The sequence below is a fragment of the Candidatus Arsenophonus phytopathogenicus genome, from assembly GCF_056113345.1.
In genome coordinates, this window is sequence record NZ_JBUIOB010000017.1 from 55,506 (window position 1) to 76,548 (window position 21,043).

16 protein-coding genes, 3 tRNA genes and 1 pseudogene are annotated in these 21,043 nt (G+C 38.8%); 1 reads left to right on the forward strand and 19 read right to left on the reverse strand.

All coding sequences use genetic code 11. The features are described 5' to 3' along the window. Nucleotides 1-12: 12 nt before the first annotated feature. The 14 genes and pseudogenes from mrdB to miaB all read right to left on the reverse strand — a co-directional run bounded on the left by mrdB (nucleotide 13) and on the right by miaB (nucleotide 15,643). On the reverse strand, nucleotides 13-1,125 hold the full coding sequence (mrdB, locus tag AC01GB_RS03590; RefSeq protein ID WP_474450500.1) for a peptidoglycan glycosyltransferase MrdB: 1,113 nt from the start codon (nucleotides 1,123-1,125) through the stop codon (nucleotides 13-15). A gap of 3 nt (nucleotides 1,126-1,128) precedes the next feature. Then, nucleotides 1,129-3,018: pseudogene (gene mrdA, locus AC01GB_RS03595) on the reverse strand (peptidoglycan DD-transpeptidase MrdA); the annotation flags it as partial. A gap of 45 nt (nucleotides 3,019-3,063) precedes the next feature. Beyond that, nucleotides 3,064-3,534 carry a 23S rRNA (pseudouridine(1915)-N(3))-methyltransferase RlmH gene (rlmH, locus tag AC01GB_RS03600; protein ID WP_474450503.1) on the reverse strand — a complete coding sequence of 157 codons (471 nt, stop codon included), beginning with the start codon at nucleotides 3,532-3,534 and terminating at the stop codon, nucleotides 3,064-3,066. 2 nt (nucleotides 3,535-3,536) lie between these two features. After that, on the reverse strand, nucleotides 3,537-3,854 hold the full coding sequence (rsfS, locus tag AC01GB_RS03605; protein ID WP_474450504.1) for a ribosome silencing factor: 318 nt from the start codon (nucleotides 3,852-3,854) through the stop codon (nucleotides 3,537-3,539). Nucleotides 3,855-4,133: 279 nt separating this feature from the next. Next, on the reverse strand, nucleotides 4,134-4,814 hold the full coding sequence (gene nadD / locus AC01GB_RS03610) for a nicotinate-nucleotide adenylyltransferase (protein ID WP_474450506.1): 681 nt from the start codon (nucleotides 4,812-4,814) through the stop codon (nucleotides 4,134-4,136). Continuing rightward, nucleotides 4,798-5,838 (reverse strand): DNA polymerase III subunit delta, encoded by a 1,041-nt coding sequence (gene holA, locus AC01GB_RS03615; RefSeq protein WP_474450508.1) that lies wholly within the window; start codon nucleotides 5,836-5,838, stop codon nucleotides 4,798-4,800. The genes nadD and holA overlap by 17 nt, the downstream gene beginning before the upstream one ends. Further along, on the reverse strand, nucleotides 5,835-6,386 hold the full coding sequence (lptE, locus tag AC01GB_RS03620; RefSeq protein ID WP_474450510.1) for an LPS assembly lipoprotein LptE: 552 nt from the start codon (nucleotides 6,384-6,386) through the stop codon (nucleotides 5,835-5,837). The genes holA and lptE overlap by 4 nt, the downstream gene beginning before the upstream one ends. Before the next feature lie 17 nt (nucleotides 6,387-6,403). Then, entirely contained in the window at nucleotides 6,404-8,986 is a 2,583-nt protein-coding gene (gene leuS, locus AC01GB_RS03625) for a leucine--tRNA ligase (protein ID WP_474450512.1), read from the reverse strand. A 272-nt stretch (nucleotides 8,987-9,258) separates the two neighbouring features. After that, a complete protein-coding gene (locus tag AC01GB_RS03630) occupies nucleotides 9,259-9,984 on the reverse strand; it encodes an amino acid ABC transporter ATP-binding protein (RefSeq protein ID WP_474450514.1) in 726 nt (241 codons plus the stop codon). Nucleotides 9,985-10,169: 185 nt separating this feature from the next. Beyond that, a complete protein-coding gene (gene lnt, locus AC01GB_RS03635; protein WP_474450517.1) occupies nucleotides 10,170-11,702 on the reverse strand; it encodes an apolipoprotein N-acyltransferase in 1,533 nt (510 codons plus the stop codon). Between the two features lie 5 nt (nucleotides 11,703-11,707). Next, complete coding sequence (gene corC, locus AC01GB_RS03640) at nucleotides 11,708-12,586, reverse strand: CNNM family magnesium/cobalt transport protein CorC (RefSeq protein ID WP_474450520.1); 879 nt, start codon at nucleotides 12,584-12,586, stop codon at nucleotides 11,708-11,710. A 70-nt stretch (nucleotides 12,587-12,656) separates the two neighbouring features. Beyond that, nucleotides 12,657-13,124 (reverse strand): rRNA maturation RNase YbeY, encoded by a 468-nt coding sequence (ybeY, locus tag AC01GB_RS03645; protein WP_474450523.1) that lies wholly within the window; start codon nucleotides 13,122-13,124, stop codon nucleotides 12,657-12,659. A gap of 70 nt (nucleotides 13,125-13,194) precedes the next feature. Beyond that, a complete protein-coding gene (locus AC01GB_RS03650) occupies nucleotides 13,195-14,193 on the reverse strand; it encodes a PhoH family protein (RefSeq protein ID WP_474450526.1) in 999 nt (332 codons plus the stop codon). 19 nt (nucleotides 14,194-14,212) lie between these two features. Then, entirely contained in the window at nucleotides 14,213-15,643 is a 1,431-nt protein-coding gene (gene miaB, locus AC01GB_RS03655; protein ID WP_474450528.1) for a tRNA (N6-isopentenyl adenosine(37)-C2)-methylthiotransferase MiaB, read from the reverse strand. A gap of 191 nt (nucleotides 15,644-15,834) precedes the next feature. Here miaB and ubiF point away from each other — a divergent pair, with 191 nt between their 5' ends. Continuing rightward, on the forward strand, nucleotides 15,835-17,016 hold the full coding sequence (gene ubiF / locus AC01GB_RS03660) for a 3-demethoxyubiquinol 3-hydroxylase (RefSeq protein WP_474450531.1): 1,182 nt from the start codon (nucleotides 15,835-15,837) through the stop codon (nucleotides 17,014-17,016). 839 nt (nucleotides 17,017-17,855) lie between these two features. On the opposite strand, the gene AC01GB_RS03665 is transcribed toward ubiF, so the two are convergent. From AC01GB_RS03665 to nagA, 5 genes are all read right to left on the reverse strand, one after another. Continuing rightward, a tRNA-Gln gene (locus AC01GB_RS03665) sits at nucleotides 17,856-17,930 on the reverse strand. A 29-nt stretch (nucleotides 17,931-17,959) separates the two neighbouring features. After that, a tRNA-Leu gene (locus AC01GB_RS03670) sits at nucleotides 17,960-18,044 on the reverse strand. A 5-nt stretch (nucleotides 18,045-18,049) separates the two neighbouring features. Beyond that, nucleotides 18,050-18,126 (reverse strand) — tRNA-Met (locus AC01GB_RS03675). A gap of 494 nt (nucleotides 18,127-18,620) precedes the next feature. Then, nucleotides 18,621-19,841, reverse strand: coding sequence for a DNA-binding transcriptional regulator NagC (gene nagC / locus AC01GB_RS03680; protein WP_474450533.1), 1,221 nt, complete (start codon nucleotides 19,839-19,841; stop codon nucleotides 18,621-18,623). Between the two features lie 15 nt (nucleotides 19,842-19,856). Beyond that, the gene (gene nagA / locus AC01GB_RS03685) at nucleotides 19,857-21,017 is read right to left on the reverse strand and encodes an N-acetylglucosamine-6-phosphate deacetylase (protein ID WP_474450534.1); all 1,161 of its coding nucleotides are present in this window, start codon (nucleotides 21,015-21,017) and stop codon (nucleotides 19,857-19,859) included. Nucleotides 21,018-21,043 lie beyond the last annotated feature (26 nt).

Here is a 21,043-nt window from a genome sequence, read left to right on the forward strand (position 1 = left end):
CAGACCTCCTGATTATAAGCTTTTTGACAGAAATTTTCGGTGGGTATGGATTGAGATAATAATTCCAAATCCTGCCATTAAAACGATTAATGCCGAGCCGCCATAACTTATCAACGGTAAAGGAACACCCACTACAGGTAAGATACCGCTAACCATGCCAATGTTGACAAATATGTAGACAAACAGGATTAACATTAAGCCCCCAACCATAACTCTACCAAAGGTATTTTGTGCATCAGCTGCAATTACTAACCCTCGCATGATTAGCAGTAGATATAATACCAGTAAAATAACTACTCCAATTAACCCGAACTCTTCAGCTAATACGGCAAAAATAAAATCAGTATGGCGTTCTGGTAGAAATTCTAATTGCGATTGCGTGCCATGTAACCAGCCTTTGCCAAATAATCCCCCTGAGCCAATAGCAATTTTAGATTGGATAATATGATAACCAGCACCGAGTGGATCTGTTTCTGGATCGAGTAACATGATAACACGATCTCGTTGATAGTCATGCATCAGAAAGAACCATAGAATAGGAATAAAACAAGCGATGCCCGTGGCCGCAATGGCAATCAATTTCCAATTCATACCCGCTAAGAACAGGATAAACAAACCGGAGGCAGCAACTAAAATAGATGTGCCCAGATCAGGTTGAGCGGCAACCAGTAGTGTGGGGAGAAATATAAGTATCAATGCCAGCAGGGTATTTTTTAAGGTGGGAGGGCAGAGATCGCGATTGACAAAACGTGCAACCATCAATGGAACCGCAATTTTAGCAATTTCAGACGGTTGAAAACGAACGAAGCCAAGATCTAACCATCGTTGCGCACCTTTACTGATTTGTCCAAATGCATCGACAAAAATTAACAGCATTAAGCAAAAAATATACAGGTAGGGCGCCCAATTTTCATAAATACGCGGTGAAATCTGCGCCATAACAATCATGACAACAAATCCAATCGCGATTTGTATCAGCTTACGCTGCATCATATCAATATCTTGCCCACTAGCACTCCACATGATCATGACACTGTATATCGTTAAGGCAAGAATAATCAGCAACATTGGAATATCAATATGTAAACGCGTCCAAATAGGTAATTTATGTGATTTATCGGTCATATATTACTGATCTTCTTCTGGAGATACACTGGTATCTGGTGTTTGTGATATCGTTTTTTTACCAAGCAAAACATAATCAAGAATATTGCGGACAAGATCGCCAACGGCCGGTCCAGCTCCACCATTTTCTAGAATAATAGCAACGGAAACGGTCGGCTTTTGATAAGGGGCAAATCCAATCATTAATTTATGATCACGCAATTGCTCAGCCAATTTACTTGCATTATAGGTTTCATAACTGAATACCTGCGCTGTACCTGATTTGACGGCAGCCTTGTAGGGGGTGTTGGCAAAACTTCTACGTGCTGTACCATTTGGTGCATTAGCAACGCCATACATACCTTCTTTAGCTAACTCCCAAAAGCCTGAATGAATATCACCAATTCGGATATGCTCTTTCTGCTCATAAGGCAGCATAGCATTACCTAATTTAGTACCATAAAGTAGATGGGGAATTTTAACCGTGCCGTCATTAATTAACGTCACTAATGCTTTTGCCATTTGGATCGCTGTTGTGGTCCAATAACCTTGGCCGATGCCGACTGGAATAGTGTCTCCTTGATACCAAGGTTTTTTGTAGCGTTTTAGTTTCCATTCCCGGGTTGGCATAATGCCAGAGCGTTCTTCGGCAAGATCAATACCAGTATAATGCCCATAGCCAAATTTCTGCATCCAATCGGAGATACGATCGATACCCATATCATAAGCAACCTGGTAGAAAAAGGTGTCGGCTGATTCGATAATGGCTCTAACGACATTTAATCTACCGTGTCCCCATTTTTTCCAGTCTCGGTAACGTTTTTCGGAATTTGGTAATTGCCACCAACCAGGATCAAATATGGTGGAGTTGGCAGTGACAATGTTTTCACTTAACGCTGCGACCGCCATAAATGGTTTAACGGTTGAGGCGGGCGGATATAATCCCTGGGTAGTTCTATTAATTAGCGGACGATTAGGATTATTTAATAAAGCTTGGTAATCTTTATTAGAGATACCATTAACAAATAGATTAGGGTCATAGCTTGGAGTAGATACCAGCGCCAGTACTTCTCCGTTGCGAGGATCGGTTACAACAACGGCAGCTCGGCTGGTGGTGAGCGACTTTTCGATCTCAATTTGTAAATTGAGATCAATAGTGAGATAAATATCTTTGCCTGCCTGAGGTGCTTGTTCATGAAGTTGGCGTATGACTTTCCCCCGACTATTAACTTCGACCTCTTCATAGCCTGTTTTGCCATGTAAAATATTTTCGTAATACCGCTCTATACCTAATTTACCAATATCATGGGTGGCAGTGTAATTTTTTAGTAGACCATCATTTTCTAGACGTTCTATATCCTTATCATTAATTTTGGCTACATAACCAATAACATGCGTTAGCGCAGAGCCATAAGGATAATAGCGGCGTTGGTAACCTTTGACTTCAATCCCGGGAAACCGGTATTGATTAACGGCAAAACGTGCAACTTGCAGTTCATCTAGTGAGGTTTTTAACGGTATAGAGGTAAAGCGGCGTGAACGTTTACGCTCTTTTTTGAAGTTTGCAATGTCGTCGTCAGTGAGATCAACCACATCACGCAATTGTGCCAATAGCTCTGTTAAATTAGGGACTTTTTCAGGAATGACTTCTAACTGATAAAATGTTCGGTTTAACGCGAGAGGAATACCATTTCTGTCATAAATAATACCTCTACTAGGTGGAACAGGAACTAATTTTATCCGATTATCATTGGAGCGAGTTTGGTAGTCTTCATGGCGAACCACTTGTAGATGATAAAGATTAGCAATTAAAATACTTACTAATATCACAATGATAATAAAAGCTATCAACGCCCGACGAATGAATAGAGTAGATTCAGCGGTGTAATCGCGAAAAGGGGTGCGTTTCTTTTTTTTGTTTCTTTCTTCGCATTCACACTAATAACCTACATAAATATGTTATTCCCGATGGTAAGGATGATTTGTTGTAATGCTCCATGCCCGGTAAAGGCTCTCTACAACAAATATTCGAACTAAAGGATGAGGCATTGTTAAGGATGACAGTGACCAACTTTGTTCTGCTGCTGCTTTACAGGCAGGGGCAGAACCTTCTGGGCCACCAATTAAAAAGCTAATATTACGTCCATCTTGTTTCCATTGTTCTAATTGTTCAGCAAGTTGTCGAGTTGTCCAGCTTGTACCTGGTATATCAAGGGTAATTATACGGTTACCTTTGCCAACTACAGCTAGCATCTGTTCTCCTTCTTTCTCGATGATACGTTTGAGATCAGCATTTTTCCCACGTTTTCCCGCAGGGATCTCAATGAGTTCAAAAGCCATATCTTTTGGAAAACGATGAAGATAATCTTGAAAACCGGTTTGGATCCAATCAACCATTTTGCTACCAACGGCAATCAGTTGTAATTTCAAATTCAACTCCAGAGTTTTTCAAGTTCATACATACGGCGACTATCTTCTTGCATGATATGAACAATTGCATCGCCTAAATCGACAACGATCCAATCAGAAACACCTTGTCCTTCAACACCCAGAGGAATTATTCCTGTCTTACGGCATGCTTCAATTAATTTGTCCGAAACTGATGTCAAGTGGCGATTAGATGTTCCAGTACAGATTATCATGCAATCGGTAATGTTAGATTTTCCACGTACATCAATAGTGAAAATATCTTGCGCTTTTGTATCGACAAGCCTGTCGATAATAAATTGTTGGAGTTCAGTTCCTTGCAAAGGTTCACCTTTAATTTCAAGTTAAATAAAAAAATATTAATGTTATATTTTATTCAGTTATAAAATTCTGTTGAAAGAAATAAGCATAAGATAATCTATATTTTAATCTAATTTTTAGTAAAACCAGCTGAATATTTATAATTAGTTTTAAGATAAATTATCGGAAATTATGCCTTATTTTCATCAGCAATGTAAAAAGCGCCAAGATATTACCAATCACCTTATATACTCACAATAGTTTAAAGGTATTTTTGTCAATTTTTTATATTTATTGGTTAATTATGAGCAATTTTGATAAAGATGATGTTTATCAATATAGCGCAAAACTGCAGGTGGCAATATATCTTTGCAACCTTTTCTATCACGTTTTCGTTCACGAATTTCAGTTGCAGAAATATTTAACAAGGGAGTATCAGCTAGATATATGGCACCACAGGGTTTATGGCTGAGTATTTCCGGTTCATGCACTTGATGATGTTTTAGCCATTGTTGCATTGATGGGGTTGAAAAATAAGTGGTATAGCCTGGGCGAGCGCAGACTAATAAATGACAAAGATCTAAAATTTTTTGCCAATCAAACCAGATATTGATTGATAGTAGTGAATCTTGTCCAATAATAAAGGCTAGTGGTTTTTGCCTACCGATTTGTTGCCGAAAAGAGAGTAGTGTTTCAACGGTATAAGAGGGAGTTTTACGTTTAAGTTCACAGGTATCAATACTAAATAGCGGATTATTTTTGATAGCTAATTTTATCATTGCCAATCTTTGTTGAACGGTTGCTTCAGGTTTTGGGCGATGGGGTGGCACATGATTGGGAAGTAAAACAACCTGTTGTAAACCGACTTGCTTGGCTAGCGCTTCAACGGGCAGTAAGTGACCATAGTGAATAGGATCAAAGGTACCACCAAATAGTGCTTTAATAGATTTAGAATTAGCTGTTTGCTTAGTTTGTTGAGTCATTAATAAAACTCTCGGGCAGTGATTTACCGCACAATAGCATAGATAAAGTTTCTAATTTTGGCCAAATTGACTGGCCATAATCTTGTTTTAAATGTAATTCAGCATGGGTAATTAACTGTATTGCAAGCTGTAGTTCGCGAAGTGATAAACGTTGTAGCGCAGCGCTAATGAGAGGGCGGCGGGCTTGCCAAATTTTATGCTGATCAAATAATTTTTTTAAATCTTTATCTCTATTTTGTTGTGTTAATGTCAAAAGCAATATGAGTTCACGTTGAATTATACGTAATAGAATCACTGCTTCATAATCTTCGCGTTGTAATTGTTGTAGGATATGCCAAACGCGTTTAATTTTACCTGCAAGTAGCGCATCAACCCAATGATAAGGTGTAAAATTAACGGCATTATTTACCGCCTCTTTAACACGAGGTAAGGTGAGGTTACCGTCGGGATATAAGAGTGATAAACGTTCAAGAGCTTGGTTAAGAGCTAGTAAGTTGCCTTCATAGCAGTAACAAAGAAGCTCATTAGCTTGTTTATCTAAGGCAACAGATATGGCTTTTGCTCGTTGGGTTATCCATTGAGGTAGTCTGGACTGTTCTGGTGTCAGACAATTAATATAGACTGCATCTTGGCCTATTTTTTTGCACCAGGCACTATTTTCTTGTGCTTTCGTTAATTTGCCGCCGCATAATATGAGTAATAAATCAGGATGTAATAATTCAGCCAACTTAAGCAGCTTTTCCGCTATGACGGTTGTGGGGCCACTTTCAGGTAATATTAAGATCAGGATTTGTCGGCTAGAAAATAGGCTAAGTGATTGACTAAGATGATAAATAGTGTCCCAGTCGGTGCTTGTATCTAGCGAATAGGTATAACGTTCAGAAAAACCCTGTTGCTGAGCAACTTGACAAATTTTATCCATGCTTTCTTGTGATAAAAGCGGATCATTGCCAAAAATCAGATAACAGGTTCGCAGCTTATCAGTAAGCTGCGAAGTTAGCTGCTCCGGGTAAATACGGATCATTCTGAGTCTACCGATAGCGAGTTCTCGACAACCACAGATTCTTCAGACTCATTCTGAATAGTGCTATGAACTATCAGTAATTTACGAATTAACTGGCGAGCCGCTTGTTCACGCATTTCTTGTTTAACAAGTTCGCTTTCGGCGTCTTTAGCTAGTGTTTCTAAGGGATTGTCGAAGAAAGCGCGCTCGACGCGTGTTTTTATCGGATAAACAGTGCCGTTAGGGAGAATAAGTTGTGCGCTGACCCAGAAATTTAATTGTTTTTCTGCACTTTTACCGTCTTGATAGATGGAAACGGTTTTAGTGTTTTCAGATGAACCCACTATTTTTAAAATTGGCACATTCTGAAGATTTTCATCGATTAAGTTGACATTATTTAGGCGTAATTGCTGTCTAATTGCACGTGCTAGCGGACCGTAGGGATCAGCACTACTTAATCTTAATGTTTTTAGTTCTTCAGGTATTTGCGTCGTACCTTGTAGGCGAAATCCGCAGCCAGCCGTGATCAACACGGCTAAGCTTAGAAGTAAGGTAATTAAATAACGCACATGGTCTCCTTATTAAGTTAGCCGACAACAAGGTTTAACAGCTTGCCTGGCACATAAATTACCTTACGGATGTTCATACCTTCAAGGTATTTTGCCACACCATATTCTTGCGTTGCCATAGCTAACACAGAATCTTGTGATGCATTGATATCGACAGTAATACGCCCACGAACTTTACCATTAACTTGAATAATGACTAATTTAGTATCGTCTATTTTTGCTTGTTCGTCAGCAACTGGCCAAGGCGCATTATCGATATCTTCCAGCTGACCAAGTGCTTTCCACAGGATAAAGCAAGCATGGGGGATAATGGGCGACAGCATCCGCACAATAGCCTCTAAAGATTCTTGTATTAATGCCCGATCCTGTTCACTATCATGGGAAGCTCGCGTCAGTTTATTCATGAACTCCATAATAGCAGCAATCGCAGTATTAAATGCATAACGACGGCCGATATCATCGGTCACTTTAGCGATGGTTTTATGTAGGTCACGCCGCAGGTTTTTCTGCTCTGGCGTAAGGTTGGTGCTATCTAATGGCGCTGTTTTACCCTTTTGTGTATGTTCAAAAACGGTGCGCCAGAGACGACGAACAAAACGATTTGCACCTTCTACACTTAATTCTTGCCATTCCAAAGTAAGTTCCGGCGGAGCGGCAAACATCATAAATAAGCGAACCGTATCTGCTCCATATTTTTCTACCATTAATTGTGGATCAATACCGTTATTTTTCGATTTAGACATTTTACTCATCCCGGTATAGGAGAGTTGATGTCCATGCTGATCAGTTGCTTTGACAATCTTACCTTTTTCATCCCGTTCAACAGTTACATCAACGGGTGACACCCAAACTCGTTGTCCATTTTCACCTAAGTAATAAAAGGAATCGGCTAATACCATTCCTTGACATAACAGGCTTTTAGCTGGTTCATCAGAATTTACTAAGCCAGCATAACGCATTAGTTTGTGGAAAAAACGGAAATATAATAGATGCATAATAGCATGTTCAATACCGCCGATATATTGATCAACAGGCAACCAGTAATTAGCCGCGGCTGGATCTAGCATCCCTTGATCATAATTAGGACAGGTATAACGGGCATAATACCAGGAAGACTCCATAAAGGTATCAAAGGTATCCGTTTCACGTAATACTGCATGACCATTGATGTTAGTCTTGGCCCATTGTGGGTCGGCTTTGATAGGACTTGTAATGCCATTCATTACCACATCTTCAGGTAAGATGACCGGTAGTTGTTGTTCGGGTACTGGCATGACAGAACCATCTTCCATGGTTACCATAGGAATTGGTGCTCCCCAATAACGTTGGCGAGAAACCCCCCAATCACGTAGACGATAATTGACTTTACGTTGCGCCGAAGCTTGTGAAACCAGTTTATCGGCAATCGCATTGGCGCCTGTTTTGTTGTCCATGCCACTAAATTCTCCTGAATTAATCAGTGCATTTTTATCAGTCAACGGACCTGCTTTTAGATCGGGCATCTGGCCTTCATGATCAGCAATAACCGCTTTGATCGGTAAATGATATTTGGTTGCGAATTCCCAGTCACGTTGGTCATGCCCTGGAACTGCCATCACTGCCCCTGTACCATATTCCATTAACACAAAATTGGCTATCCAGATCGGAATTTTATCATTAGTTAGCGGGTGAATTGCGAACATATTGGTGGCAATACCTTTTTTCTCCATGGTTGCCATTTCTGCTTCAGCAACTTTGGTATTACGACATTCATCAATAAAAGCGCTAAGTTTAGCATTTTTTTCTGCCGCGCTTTTTGCTAACGGATGAGTTGCTGCAATAGCGAGATAAGTCACCCCCATAAAAGTATCTGGCCGAGTAGTATAGACAGTTAGCTTTTCATCCATGTCTGCCAGTTCAAAGGTAATTTCAACCCCTTCTGAGCGGCCGATCCAATTACGCTGCATGGTTTTAACTTGCTCTGGCCAGCCATCGAGTTTATCTAAATCATTGAGTAGCTCTTCTGCATAAGCGGTAATTTTCATGAACCATTGGGGAATTTCTTTGCGTTCGACCGGGGTATCGCAACGCCAGCAGCGACCATCAATGACTTGCTCGTTTGCTAACACTGTTAAATCATTTGGACACCAGTTAACGGCAGCGGTTTTTTTATAAACCAAACCTTTTTCATAAAGCTTAGTAAAAAACCATTGCTCCCAACGATAATACTCCGGTGTACAAGTTGTGACTTCTCGACTCCAGTCATAACCAAATCCGAGCATTTTTAATTGATTTTTCATGTAATCAATATTGGTATAAGTCCAAGGCGCTGGAGCAGTATTATTTTTTACTGCGGCACCTTCTGCCGGTAAACCAAAAGCATCCCAGCCGATAGGTTGCAGTACATTTTTGCCTAGCATGCGTTGATAACGTGAGATAACATCACCAATGGTATAGTTGCGTACATGCCCCATATGTAGCTGACCAGATGGGTAAGGTAACATTGACAGGCAGTAGTATTTTTCTTTGTTATTATCTTCTATTACTTTAAATGTTTGTTTTTCTTCCCAATGACGTTGTACGTATTGCTCTATCTCTTCTGGTCGATATTGTTCTTGCATGACACCGATGTTCCTATGGCGATAATGCGGCATTGGCCGCGAATGATATAGTTTATTTTAGATCTGCATAGAATAGCGGATAAATGCCTCTAACAACAACTATTGATAAATATTTAACGAATCAAGTTAAATTAATTTTATTAATGCAAATTGTGGGGTGTTTCAGAGGGTAGCATGTTAGATGGTCAGTCTAGCCCGCTTTAGGCGCTATTTTAACATTATTATTTAGCCGATTGGGCGACGATTTTTGTCACCCAACAAGGATAGAGGGATTAATGTATGATCTTAGCAAGAAATTCTTTAGCACGTTTTGATTTCGGCGCAGCAAAGAAATCATCTTTATTGCTATCCTCAATAATTTTTCCTTCGTCCATAAAAATCATTCGATGAGCAACTTTTTTAGCAAATCCCATTTCGTGAGTGACTACTATCATAGTCATTCCTTCATTAGCAAGCTTTATCATTACATCAAGTACTTCGTTGATCATTTCTGGATCTAATGCGGAGGTCGGTTCGTCAAAAAGCATCGCAATCGGATCCATACAGAGTGCTCTGGTAATGGCAACGCGTTGTTGTTGCCCACCAGATAATTGAGCTGGAAATTTATTGGTATGGTTAGCTAATCCAACTCGTTCTAACAATTTTAAGGCAGTACTTTCAGCGGTTTTTTTATCTCTGCTTAAGACTTTTATCTGAGCTAGTGTTAAGTTCTCAATAATTGATAGATGAGGGAATAATTCAAAATGTTGAAATACCATACCGACTTTTGAGCGCAATTTAGCCAAATCTGTCTTTTTGTTATTAACATGAATATTATCAATATATATTTCACCACGTTGAATCGGTTCTACGCCATTAATGGTTTTTATTAATGTTGATTTACCTGAACCGGAAGGGCCACAAATAACGACAACTTCCCCTCTTTTGACATTCATCGAACAATCAGTAAGCACCTGAAACTGTCCATACCATTTAGAAACATTTTTTAAAGAAATCATTAATAGTCCTTTTTCAGATAGCTAACCAGCATAAATCTATATAAATTAATCAAATATTAATTTTTTAACAAATTATTATAATAAAAGAGCTCATTAACTAAATTTAATGGTAAATATCAATAAACAAGATAAAACCGTATCATCGGTTGTTAAGACATGATGATGATTAATATATGCTAAATTGATTAGTCTTCTTTTTGCTTAATAAAACATGCCAATATGATAAATAGGGCAACCAATGCCCACATAGGCCAGTTACTCCAACGTGCATAAGGTGTAAGACCAGATGTTGGTGTGACCTCAGTATTTAATACTGAGCGATTGAATTGAGGAAGTTCTGCCTGAATATCGCCATTAGGTTTGATTACTGCTGTAACACCATTATTAGTGGCACGTAATAGTGGCCGACCAAGCTCGAGTGCCCGCATGCGCGCCATTTGAAAGTGCTGCCATGGGCCGATAGAATGCCCAAACCATGCATCATTTGAAAGCGTTAATAGAAAATCGGTATCTGACTTAAAGTTATCTCTAACTTGGGAGCCTAAAATAATTTCATAGCAGATAGCAGCAGTTAAATGAATATTACCAGCAATTAACTGCTGTTGCTCATAATCACCACGACTAAAACCTGACATTGGTAAATTAAATAAAGGGGCAATTGGCCGAAGAATATTTTCTAATGGTACAAATTCACCAAAAGGCACCAGGTGGTGTTTCTGATAACGATTACTGGTTGGATATTGGTAAGGTTTATTTTCTCCCAACACAATAATACTATTAAAAAAATTACTCACACCCTGTGTGCTTGGTTTAGCATCAACTATACCAGTAATTAGGCGAGTATTTTGTGAGCGCAGTAGTTTATCTAATAAGGTTAGCCAAACGTTATTATCCAATTCGAACGATGGAATAGCGGATTCAGGCCAGATAACGATATTGGCATTGCCAAAATAAGGTTTAGAGAGATCGAGATAAGTACTAATGGTTTGTTCGAGAAATCCTGGTTGCCATTTTAAGCTTTGCGGGATGTTACCTTGAACTAAAACAATTTGTGATTTTTTTTCTGCGACTGGCGTGAACCACTGATAATTTTTAAATATTAGGGGTAACAATAATAAGATAATTGCTGTAATTAGCGGAATAATTCTGCGTTTTAGGCAAGTAAACACAAAGCAGCTGCTAATGATCAGCAGTAGTAATGTTATCATCTCAACGCCAAATATCGGCGCGATGCCTTTAAGCGGCCCGTCGATTTGACTATAACCAAATTGTAGCCAAGGGAAACCAGTTAGTATCCAGCCACGTAAATATTCAGTTATTTGCCATATTGCTGGTGCGGCAAAAACAAAGCGAGCAATATTAAGGCGAGTAAAGAATCGATTGAGTAGATAAGCAAATAGCGCGGGATAAAGTGATAAATAAGCTGCCAGTAAAATGACTAAAAAGACATTAACCACTAATGGCATACCACCAAAATCGGCAATACTGACATAAACCCAGTTAATACCACTGCCAAATAGACCAATTCCCCAACAAAATGCTATTAACCCTGCTTGTTTGCTTGAGCAATTAACAATTAACAGCTGTAAGCCAAAAAGAGAAAAAAGCGCGGCTAACCAAATATCAAAAGGTGAAAAAGCCAATGTTCCGCAGAGACCGAAAATTAACGCGATCAAAGCTCGTAACCACTGACGTTGATAGAGTGGCATTTTTTCCATTAATGCTATTCTTCTATAAGATTTGGGAGTGGTGCTTCATCAGGAATTTTTACCTGAACTTGAATGATTTTGCGGCTATCAGCCATGGTAATTTTAAACATATAACCATCAATTGTGATAACTTCCCCTCGGGCAGGCAAATGTCCAAAGGCTTGCATCACCAAGCCACCAATGGTATCAACTTCTTCATCATTAAAGCGCGTGCTAAATGCTTTATTGAAATCATCAATTTGGGTTAGCGCACGAACAGAATAAGCATGTTTGCTTAACTGACGAATATCAATGTCTTCTTCATCATCATATTCGTCTTCAATCTCACCAACAATTAATTCGAGAATATCTTCGATTGTTACCAAACCAGATACGCCACCAAATTCATCGATGACTATTGCCATATGATAACGTTGTGAACGGAATTCTTTTAATAACAGATCAACACGTTTACTTTCAGGCACAACAACGGCGGGACGTAATACTTTATCGATTGTGAAAGGTTTAGCATCAGTACGCATAAATGGCAGTAAATCTTTAGCCATTAATAGACCTTCAATATGGTCCTTATCTTCGCTAATTACTGGAAAACGAGAATGTGCTGAGTCGATAATCACATCAAGGCATTCATCTAACGATTGATTTCGTTTTAAGGTTACTATCTGAGAGCGTGGGATCATGATATCCCGAACACGCTCATCGGAAATATTCATTACCCCTTCAAGCATTTCTCTGGTATCAGGATCAATAACATCTTTTTGCTCTGAATCACGAATGAGTTCAACTAAGTCATCACGATTTTTGGGCTCACCGTGAAATAATTGATTTAGGCGCCCGAAAAAACTCTTTTTCGAGTGATGATTATCATTGTTTGTAGGATGGTCGTCGCTCATGGCGTTTTATTAAAATTTCTCTAAGTAGTTTGTCGTATCATAATTATTTAGCATACAAGTAGCATTATAGTTATGCTTTTTCATGCTGATAAGGATCAGGATAACCCAATTTTTGCATAATTTCAGTTTCTATTGTCTCCATTTCTTCTGCTTCAAAGTCAGTTAGATGATCATAACCTAATAGATGAAGACAACCGTGTATTACCATATGCGCCCAGTGAGCATCCTGATTTTTTTGTTGTTCAATCGCTTCTTTTTCAACAACTTGACGACAAATAATCAGATCGCCAAGTAAGGGTAATGTAATGTTTTTTGGCGCTTCAAAAGGGAAGGATAGCACATTTGTTGGTTTATCTTTTCCTCGATATGTCAGATTTAAATATTGGCTTTCTGCTATATCGACAATACGAATTGTGATTTCACTTTCAGATTCAAATTGTGGCAGGAAAGCTTCAAGCCAGTGTTGGAATGTCGTTTCACTGGGTAATCCATTATGATCTCTACAGGCCAGCTGGAGATCAAGAATAACTGATTGCAAGCAAATACCTCCTTTTCTATAGGGCGCTTGATGGTTATTTTTGTTGACGAAATAACTGTTTTCGTTCTTGTTATTTTGTTTCCCAGTTTTCGTAGGCAATAACCACTTTTGCTACTACAGGATGGCGTACTACATCATCACTATGAAAAAAATTAAAGCTAAGCTCTTTAACTTCTGAGAGTACTTCAATTGCGTGGCGTAAACCTGATTTGTGGCCACGAGGCAGATCAATTTGAGTTACATCGCCGGTGATCACGGTTTTAGAGTTAAAGCCGATGCGGGTCAGAAACATTTTCATCTGTTCAATGGTGGTATTCTGGCTTTCATCAAGAATGATAAAAGCGTCATTGAGTGTGCGACCGCGCATATAGGCTAATGGCGCCACTTCAATCACATTGCGCTCAATCAATTTTTCTACTTTTTCAAAACCCAGCATTTCAAATAGGGCATCATAAAGAGGCCGTAAATAAGGATCAACTTTTTGACTAAGATCACCTGGCAGAAAGCCGAGTTTTTCGCCTGCCTCAACAGCGGGGCGAGTGAGTAGAATACGACGTATTTCTTGACGTTCTAAAGCATCAACCGCAGCAGCAACGGCGAGATAGGTTTTACCTGTTCCGGCAGGGCCAATGCCGAAAGTAATATCATGGCTATGTATATTAGCAATATATTGAGCCTGATTCGCTGTTCGTGGTTTGACAACGCTTCGTTTGATTTTAATGTTTACAAATTTGTCGTAACTGCCAACATTTTCAACGGATTGCTCAAGAAATTGACTTTCCATAATAGATAAGTGGATTTGTTCAGGGACAATGTCAGGGATAATGCCACGTATAGGGGCTGTATCAACATATAGGCGGCGTAAAATGTTGCTAGCTGCGTTGATATTCAGTGGTTTGCCAATCAATTTGAAACGGTTATTTCGACGATTAATTTCGATAGCGAGTCTACGTTCTAATTGCTTTATATTATCATCGAACGGGCCACAAAGGCTGATTAACCGTTGGTTATCGGCTGGCTCTAAAAATATTTCGCTGGTGGCAATTTGTCGATTATCTTTTGCGATCACTGAGTCTCTCTACTTAATATTAAGGTTGGTAATTTGCTACACCGAGCTCGTCTTCTTTGAGTGTCCGTTCAATAACCGATTCGGGTGATTCTTGGCTCCTTAATGCCATACTATCTTCTGTTTTAACTACTTTACCGCGTAAAGAATTAGCATAGACATCGACAATTTCGACATCAATAAACTTTCCGATCATATTTTGGCTACCTTCGAAGTTTACCACCCGATTATTTTCGGCACGGCCGGAAAGTTCCATAATATTTTTACGTGAAGGTCCTTCAACCAGAATACGTTGAATGCTACCCAACATTGTTCGGCTATAATTCATTGCTTGCTGATTAATATGTTGCTGAAGTAGATAGAGGCGTTGTTTTTTTTCATCTTCGCTGACATCGTCAGGTAAATCAGCGGCTGGGGTACCAGGGCGTGGTGAGTAGATAAAACTAAAACTCATATCAAAATTAACATCGGCAATAAGTTGCATGGTTTTTTGAAAATCATCTTCTGTTTCACCCGGAAAACCAATAATGAAATCTGAGCTAATAAGAATATCGGGTCGTGCTTTACGTAATTTTCGGATAATGCTTTTATACTCAAGGGCTGTATGAGACCGTTTCATCATCGTCAAAATACAATCTGACCCACTTTGAACTGGAAGATGCAAGAAGCTAACAAGTTCAGGGGTATCTTCATAGACAGCAATAATATCGTCGGTAAATTCAATTGGATGACTGGTGGTAAAACGGATGCGATCAATGCCGTCAATGGCGGCAACCAGACGTAATAATTCGGCAAATGAACAAATTGCACCGTCAAAAGTTGTTCCACGATAGGCATTGACATTTTGACCCAATAAGTGAATTTCACGCACACCTTGCGCAGCTAATTGTGCGATTTCAAATAAAACGTCATCACATGGTCGGCTGACTTCCTCACCACGCGTGTAAGGAACGACACAAAATGAGCAGTATTTATTACAGCCTTCCATAATGGAAACATAAGCTGAAGGGCCTTCTGCGCGAGGTTCCGGTAATCGATCAAATTTTTCAATTTCTGGAAAACTGATGTCTACGATTGGACTACGTGTACCTTTGACTTGATTGATCATCTCTGGTAGACGGTGCAAAGTCTGTGGGCCAAAAATAATGTCAACACTGGGAGCCCGTTGACGAATGAAATCCCCCTCCTGTGAAGCGACACAACCACCAACACCAATAATAATATCGGGATTAACATCTTTTAGATTTTTCCAACGGCCTAATTGATGAAATACTTTTTCTTGCGCTTTTTCGCGAATTGAGCAGGTATTTAACAGTAGAATATCGGCTTCTTCGGCTATCTCTGTTAATTGATATCCATGGGTGCTGTTGAGCAGGTCAGCCATTTTTGATGAATCGTATTCATTCATCTGGCAGCCCCAAGTTTTAATGTATAGTTTTTTATTCGTCAACATTTTTTATATCCGAAGTTTTTAGTAGCAAAATCTGTCATACTGGGAACATTATGTATTAAATTAGAAAATTTTGATATGTATTGTATTCGTTTGGGGCATAGGTGACCAGTATGTTGGATAGATTATTAGTAAATGACTTAAGAAAAACTAGGCCTACTATTAGATTGATGACTATTGATAGCTAAATTGATATGAATAGAATAGATGAAAATTATGACATTGTAGTGGTTGGTGCCGGTATGATAGGTGCAGCCATGGCAATTGGATTAGCCAAAGAAGGTTGGCAGATCCTATTACTTGAACACACTAAACCTGCATCTTTCGATACGTTAGATCAGCCTGATTTACGCGTTTCAGCGCTAAGTTATACTTCGGTGGCTCTACTTAAGCAACTTGGTGTATGGGATAGTGTTTTAAATATGCGCGCAGCCCCTTATCGAAGGTTAGAAACGTGGGAAGAGGAAAACTCACATGTGATGTTTGAAGCAGACAGCCTTGGTTTACCTGAACTGGGTTATATGGTTGAAAACCGTATTTTGCAATTGGCATTATGGCAGCAATTTTCTCAATATCCCAATCTTAGCTTGTTATGTCCCGCCAAATTGGTAGCAATGCAGCGTCAGAATCAACAGTGGGAAATGACTTTAAGTAATAATCGGCAACTATCGACAAAGTTAATTATTGCGGCTGATGGCGCATGTTCTCAGGTGCGATCTTTAGCTGGCATTGGCAGTAGCGGTTGGCAATATAATCAATCATGTCTGCTTATTACAGTTAAGATGGACCAACCGCAACAGGATATTACTTGGCAGCAATTTTTTCCTTCTGGTCTGCAAGCATTTTTGCCGTTATTTGATCATTGGGCCTGTTTGGTTTGGTATGATAAACCTGCCCGAATTAGACAACTGCAAGCTATGTCCCTGGAGCAGCTTAGGCAAGAAATTATGGCAGCTTTCCCTGCTCGCTTTGGCTCACTGCAAGTTGTTGCTAAAGGGAGTTTTCCACTGACCCGCCATCATGCTAATCGTTATGTTGAAGAAGGGATAGCGTTGATTGGCGATGCGGCTCATACTATTAATCCACTTGCCGGTCAGGGCGTTAATCTTGGTTACCGTGATATTGATAGTTTGTTAAAGGTATTGATTAATGCTAAGACCTATTTATTACCTTTTTATGCTCGAAAAACTTTACTTACTTATCAACATGATAGGATGACAGATAACAAATTGATGCAGGCAGGTATGGATGCTATTTATACACTGTTTAGTTCTCAGCTAGCGGGTGTAAAATCGGGCCGAAATTTAGCATTAATGTTAGTACAAAGACTAAATACAGTTAAGAAAAAGCTACTTAAATATGCTTTAGGTTTATAACATAAAGTCGATTATGATATTTTTTGACTGTTATGTTGTGAAACGCTGTTTTTCAGGTTGAGAGAATGTCAAGATTAATTAAATTGTGAGATGGATCAAAAAAACATTATTTTTGTTATTTTTTTATGATTCACGTGTTATACTGTATATAGATATATGTTTTTATTCATAAAGTTTATCGTTTTTACTGGTGTTGGTAGTCCAACTTGGTATATGTTTTTGACTATTTCTGTCATGTTACTGTGATATTAATGGCTGTGTTTTGATACTTTTTATTTTACGCGTTTAAAGTAGATCGCCGCTGTTTTTCAGCGGCGTTATTAATTCTTATCAACCATCTACTTCCTTTTCTTTAACTGGTTATAGAGCTAAGTTTTTGACAAAACAAAAGCGTATTACGATAATTAATAAAAAAGTAATTAATGGCTATTTTGTGATGGTTTGTAATTGTTTGAATAAATTATCAACCAATTCTTAATTAGCTTTTTAGATTATCTCACTTTGGGGATTTTTTACCCTTAGCCATGTTTAACTAAAATGCTAGAGATATGTCGGTAAATCATTATTAACAAAAAATAATTTTTTATATGTAACTTATTATTATTCAATGCCGCTCGGGATTTTTAATTTGCCTAATTTACTAAGTTGGCTGGCTGTTGGTGGTACACCTTCAGTCAGCGACATTTTTAAATCATATTTAAATTAGATAAAAAACACGCCATTAAGTATGCCGTATCGTTGCTTTTAAATTTAATTTATGGAAAGTAAAATATTCTTACTGGATATTCTTTTTGAATTCTTTGCAAAATTATTTAATTTTGTAGCTAATTGAAAGCTGATGGCTGGGGTACCAGGATTCGAACCTGGGAATGCCAGGATCAAAACCTGGTGCCTTACCGCTTGGCGATACCCCAACGAAAATATAAATAATTTTTATAAATAATGGTGCGGGAGGCGAGATTTGAACTCGCACACCTTGCGGCGCCAGAACCTAAATCTGGTGCGTCTACCAGTTTCGCCACTCCCGCAAATATGGTGGCTACGACGGGAATCGAACCTGTGACCCCAGCATTATGAGTGCTGTGCTCTAACCAACTGAGCTACGTAGCCATCTTTTTGCATAACCTTTATCGGCGTTGCGGAGCGCAATTATGCGTATATCGACCCGAGTCGTCAACTGATTTTTTTACGATTTCTACAGAAAAGTATCTGTTTGTTTGGGTTGTAATCATTTTGTCGATAAAATCGACAAAAAATAACGACGTTGTCGCCAAATAATAATAGCTGGATATGTTAAATATAAAAGCTAATTATGTTAAGATATTTTTGCTCATGAAGTGAAGCGATGCTTTTTATTTCAATGGTGGTGACAATTTCCATTAACAACCAAAAGCATCTTATTGGTATCTTGCGGTAAAATGTTGATGGCCATTGAGCAACTCGTCAGTGGACAAAAGTAAACAAATTTGCGCGTAATATTGTATATCTATGCAGCTACTTTGCAGCGATTGTCTATTAAAATAAAAAGATAAATGTGAGTGGCACCATAAATTCTTTATATTCGCGCTAGTAAAAGCATAGATAAATGTATTACAACACTATTGCTATTCAAGCAAATATTGTAAAAGTTCGCCATTTAACATAGCACGTTTAGCTAAGGCGAAAGCGCCAATAGCTGAATTATGTACCAGTTGTGAAGTAACAATCGGTAAATCATTGCGGAAATCTTTTAGCGCTTGGGTTTTGATACAGTTTTGCACGGCGGGTAGGAGAACTTTTTCAGCAGCTGTAATTTCTCCTGCAATGACGACTTTTTGCGGATTGAATAGGTTAATAATAATGGCAATTGCTTTACCAAGATAATGGCCAACGTGTTTAATTACTTCAATTGCTAACGGATCGTTTTTATTTGCCGCCTGGCAAATTGCTTTAATAGAACAATTATTTGATTTTAATTGGCTCGGATAATTTTGGTCAAGTTGTTGCCTAATTCTATTTTCAATAGCGCTATTAGCTGCAACGGTTTCCAGACAACCAAAGTTACCACAATGACAACGTTCTCCTAATGGATCTATTTGTATATGGCCGATTTCACCCAGATTGTAACGGTTGTTCAATAAAATTTCACCACCCATAACCACACCTGCACCAGCGCCATGATGGATGCGTACAAAAATTGAATCGGCGCAATTTTGTGTAGCGCCGAAATAATGTTCTGCCAGTGCAAAACTACGAATGTCGTGACCGATAAAACAGGTTATTTTGAAATGCTCTTTCAGATTACGCCGCAACTGCCAGTTATGTACTTTTATATGGGGCATATAATGGACAATTCCTGCTTGTGGATTGACTAAGCCAGTTAAAATAACTGAAATAGCAATCAACTCGCGATTAGGGCGTTGATGTTGCTGAATGAAATTTTCAATGGCGGCAATTAAATGATTTTCTATTTCTTGTTGACCGGTTTCTGGTAAGGGTGAATGCGCTTCGGCGAGCATTTTGCCGTTTAAGGCGTAAAGTGCTAATGTACAGTCACGACGGCCTAATCTGACACCGATGCTATGAAAAATATGATGTTCAGAAATAATTGAAATTGGTCGGCGACCACCGGTAGAGGCTTGTTGAGCGACTTCTTTAATTAAACCACGCTCCAGTAGTTGGCGGGTTATTTTGGTTACACTAGCAGGCGCCAACTGGCTTTGTTCTGAGATCTGAATTCGAGAAATAGGGCCATTTTGATCAATAATTCGATATACAACAGCACTATTTAATTGTTTAACTAAATCAATATTACCAATTTGCTTCAAGATGTAATTGTGACTCATCAGTATATATGCTCGTTACAGTTCTATTTCACGGCCATTAACAATGGTTTTTCGGGTGATGAAGTCGTGATCAAATACGATAAGGTTTGCAACTTTATCTTTTTCTATGCTCCCAAGTTTTTTGTCGACACCAATAGCACGAGCTGGATAAAGTGTGGCCATTCGTAATGCTTCATCTAATGCAATACCTACATGTTCAACGATATTTTTGACAGCATCTATCATCGTTAAGGATGAACCACTTAATGTACCATTTTTATCAACACATAATCCATCGCGATAATATATGGTTTTACCAGCAAAGGTAAAATAATCCATTTCACTGCCATTAGAATCCAGACCAGCAGGTGCGGTGGCATCTGTTACTAGAACTAATTTATCGCCTTTTAATTGTTTACTGTCATGAATATTAGCCCAGTGAACATGTAATCCATCGGCAATAATTCCTGCATATACATTAGGAGTGTTGTAAATAGCACCAAGTAATCCCGGGGCTCGGCCTGAAATAGCAGGCATAGCATTGAAAAGATGGGTTGAGAATTGAATACCTGCCTTGAAGCCATTTTGTGCTTCTTCATAAGTGGCATTGGAATGGCCTGCTGAAACAACAATACCGGCTTCAACTAATTGGTGAATATATTTTTCTGCAACTATTTCTGGTGCTAAGGTAATTTTAGTGATCACATCGGCATTTTGACATAAATAGTTGATCATTTCGGCAGAAGGCTGACGAATATATTCAACATTGTGGGTACCTTTTTTGACTGGGTTAATGTAAGGCCCTTCAATATGTAACCCTAATGCCTGGTTTTTATATTTGGCCAGGTAGTCACGCATCGTCTCTATTGCTGTTTTAATCAGCAGATCAGGGCTGGTGATCAATGTAGGCAGGAAGCTGGTACAGCCATTTCGTTCATTTGATTTTTGCATAATTTCCAGCGTCTGAATTGAGATATTTGCTGTATTATCATTGAACTGTACACCACCGCAGCCATTAACTTGTAGATCAATAAATCCCGGCGCTAGGATCGCATTTTGTAAATCATGAATTTCAATATCCTGAGGTAATTCTGCAATTGGACAAACTTGTTTTATCTGTTCTTTTTCAATAATAACTGCATGATTGTCCAGTCGTTCATAACCTGTGTAAATAATGCAGTTGATTAATGCATACATGATATTTTACTCTTCTATAATGGCTA

Excerpts from the sequence above, each read along its gene's own strand:
- mrdB (WP_474450500.1), bottom strand. The coding sequence starts at position 1,125 with ATGACCGATAAATCACATAAATTACCTATTTGGACGCGTTTACATATT.
- nadD (WP_474450506.1), bottom strand. The coding sequence starts at position 4,814 with ATGACTCAACAAACTAAGCAAACAGCTAATTCTAAATCTATTAAAGCA.
- holA (WP_474450508.1), bottom strand. The coding sequence starts at position 5,838 with ATGATCCGTATTTACCCGGAGCAGCTAACTTCGCAGCTTACTGATAAG.
- leuS (WP_474450512.1), bottom strand. The coding sequence starts at position 8,986 with ATGCAAGAACAATATCGACCAGAAGAGATAGAGCAATACGTACAACGT.
- AC01GB_RS03630 (WP_474450514.1), bottom strand. The coding sequence starts at position 9,984 with ATGATTTCTTTAAAAAATGTTTCTAAATGGTATGGACAGTTTCAGGTG.
- lnt (WP_474450517.1), bottom strand. The coding sequence starts at position 11,702 with ATGGAAAAAATGCCACTCTATCAACGTCAGTGGTTACGAGCTTTGATC.
- corC (WP_474450520.1), bottom strand. The coding sequence starts at position 12,586 with ATGAGCGACGACCATCCTACAAACAATGATAATCATCACTCGAAAAAG.
- miaB (WP_474450528.1), bottom strand. The coding sequence starts at position 15,643 with ATGTTGACGAATAAAAAACTATACATTAAAACTTGGGGCTGCCAGATG.
- ubiF (WP_474450531.1), top strand. The coding sequence starts at position 15,835 with ATGAATAGAATAGATGAAAATTATGACATTGTAGTGGTTGGTGCCGGT.
- nagC (WP_474450533.1), bottom strand. The coding sequence starts at position 19,841 with ATGAGTCACAATTACATCTTGAAGCAAATTGGTAATATTGATTTAGTT.
- nagA (WP_474450534.1), bottom strand. The coding sequence starts at position 21,017 with ATGTATGCATTAATCAACTGCATTATTTACACAGGTTATGAACGACTG.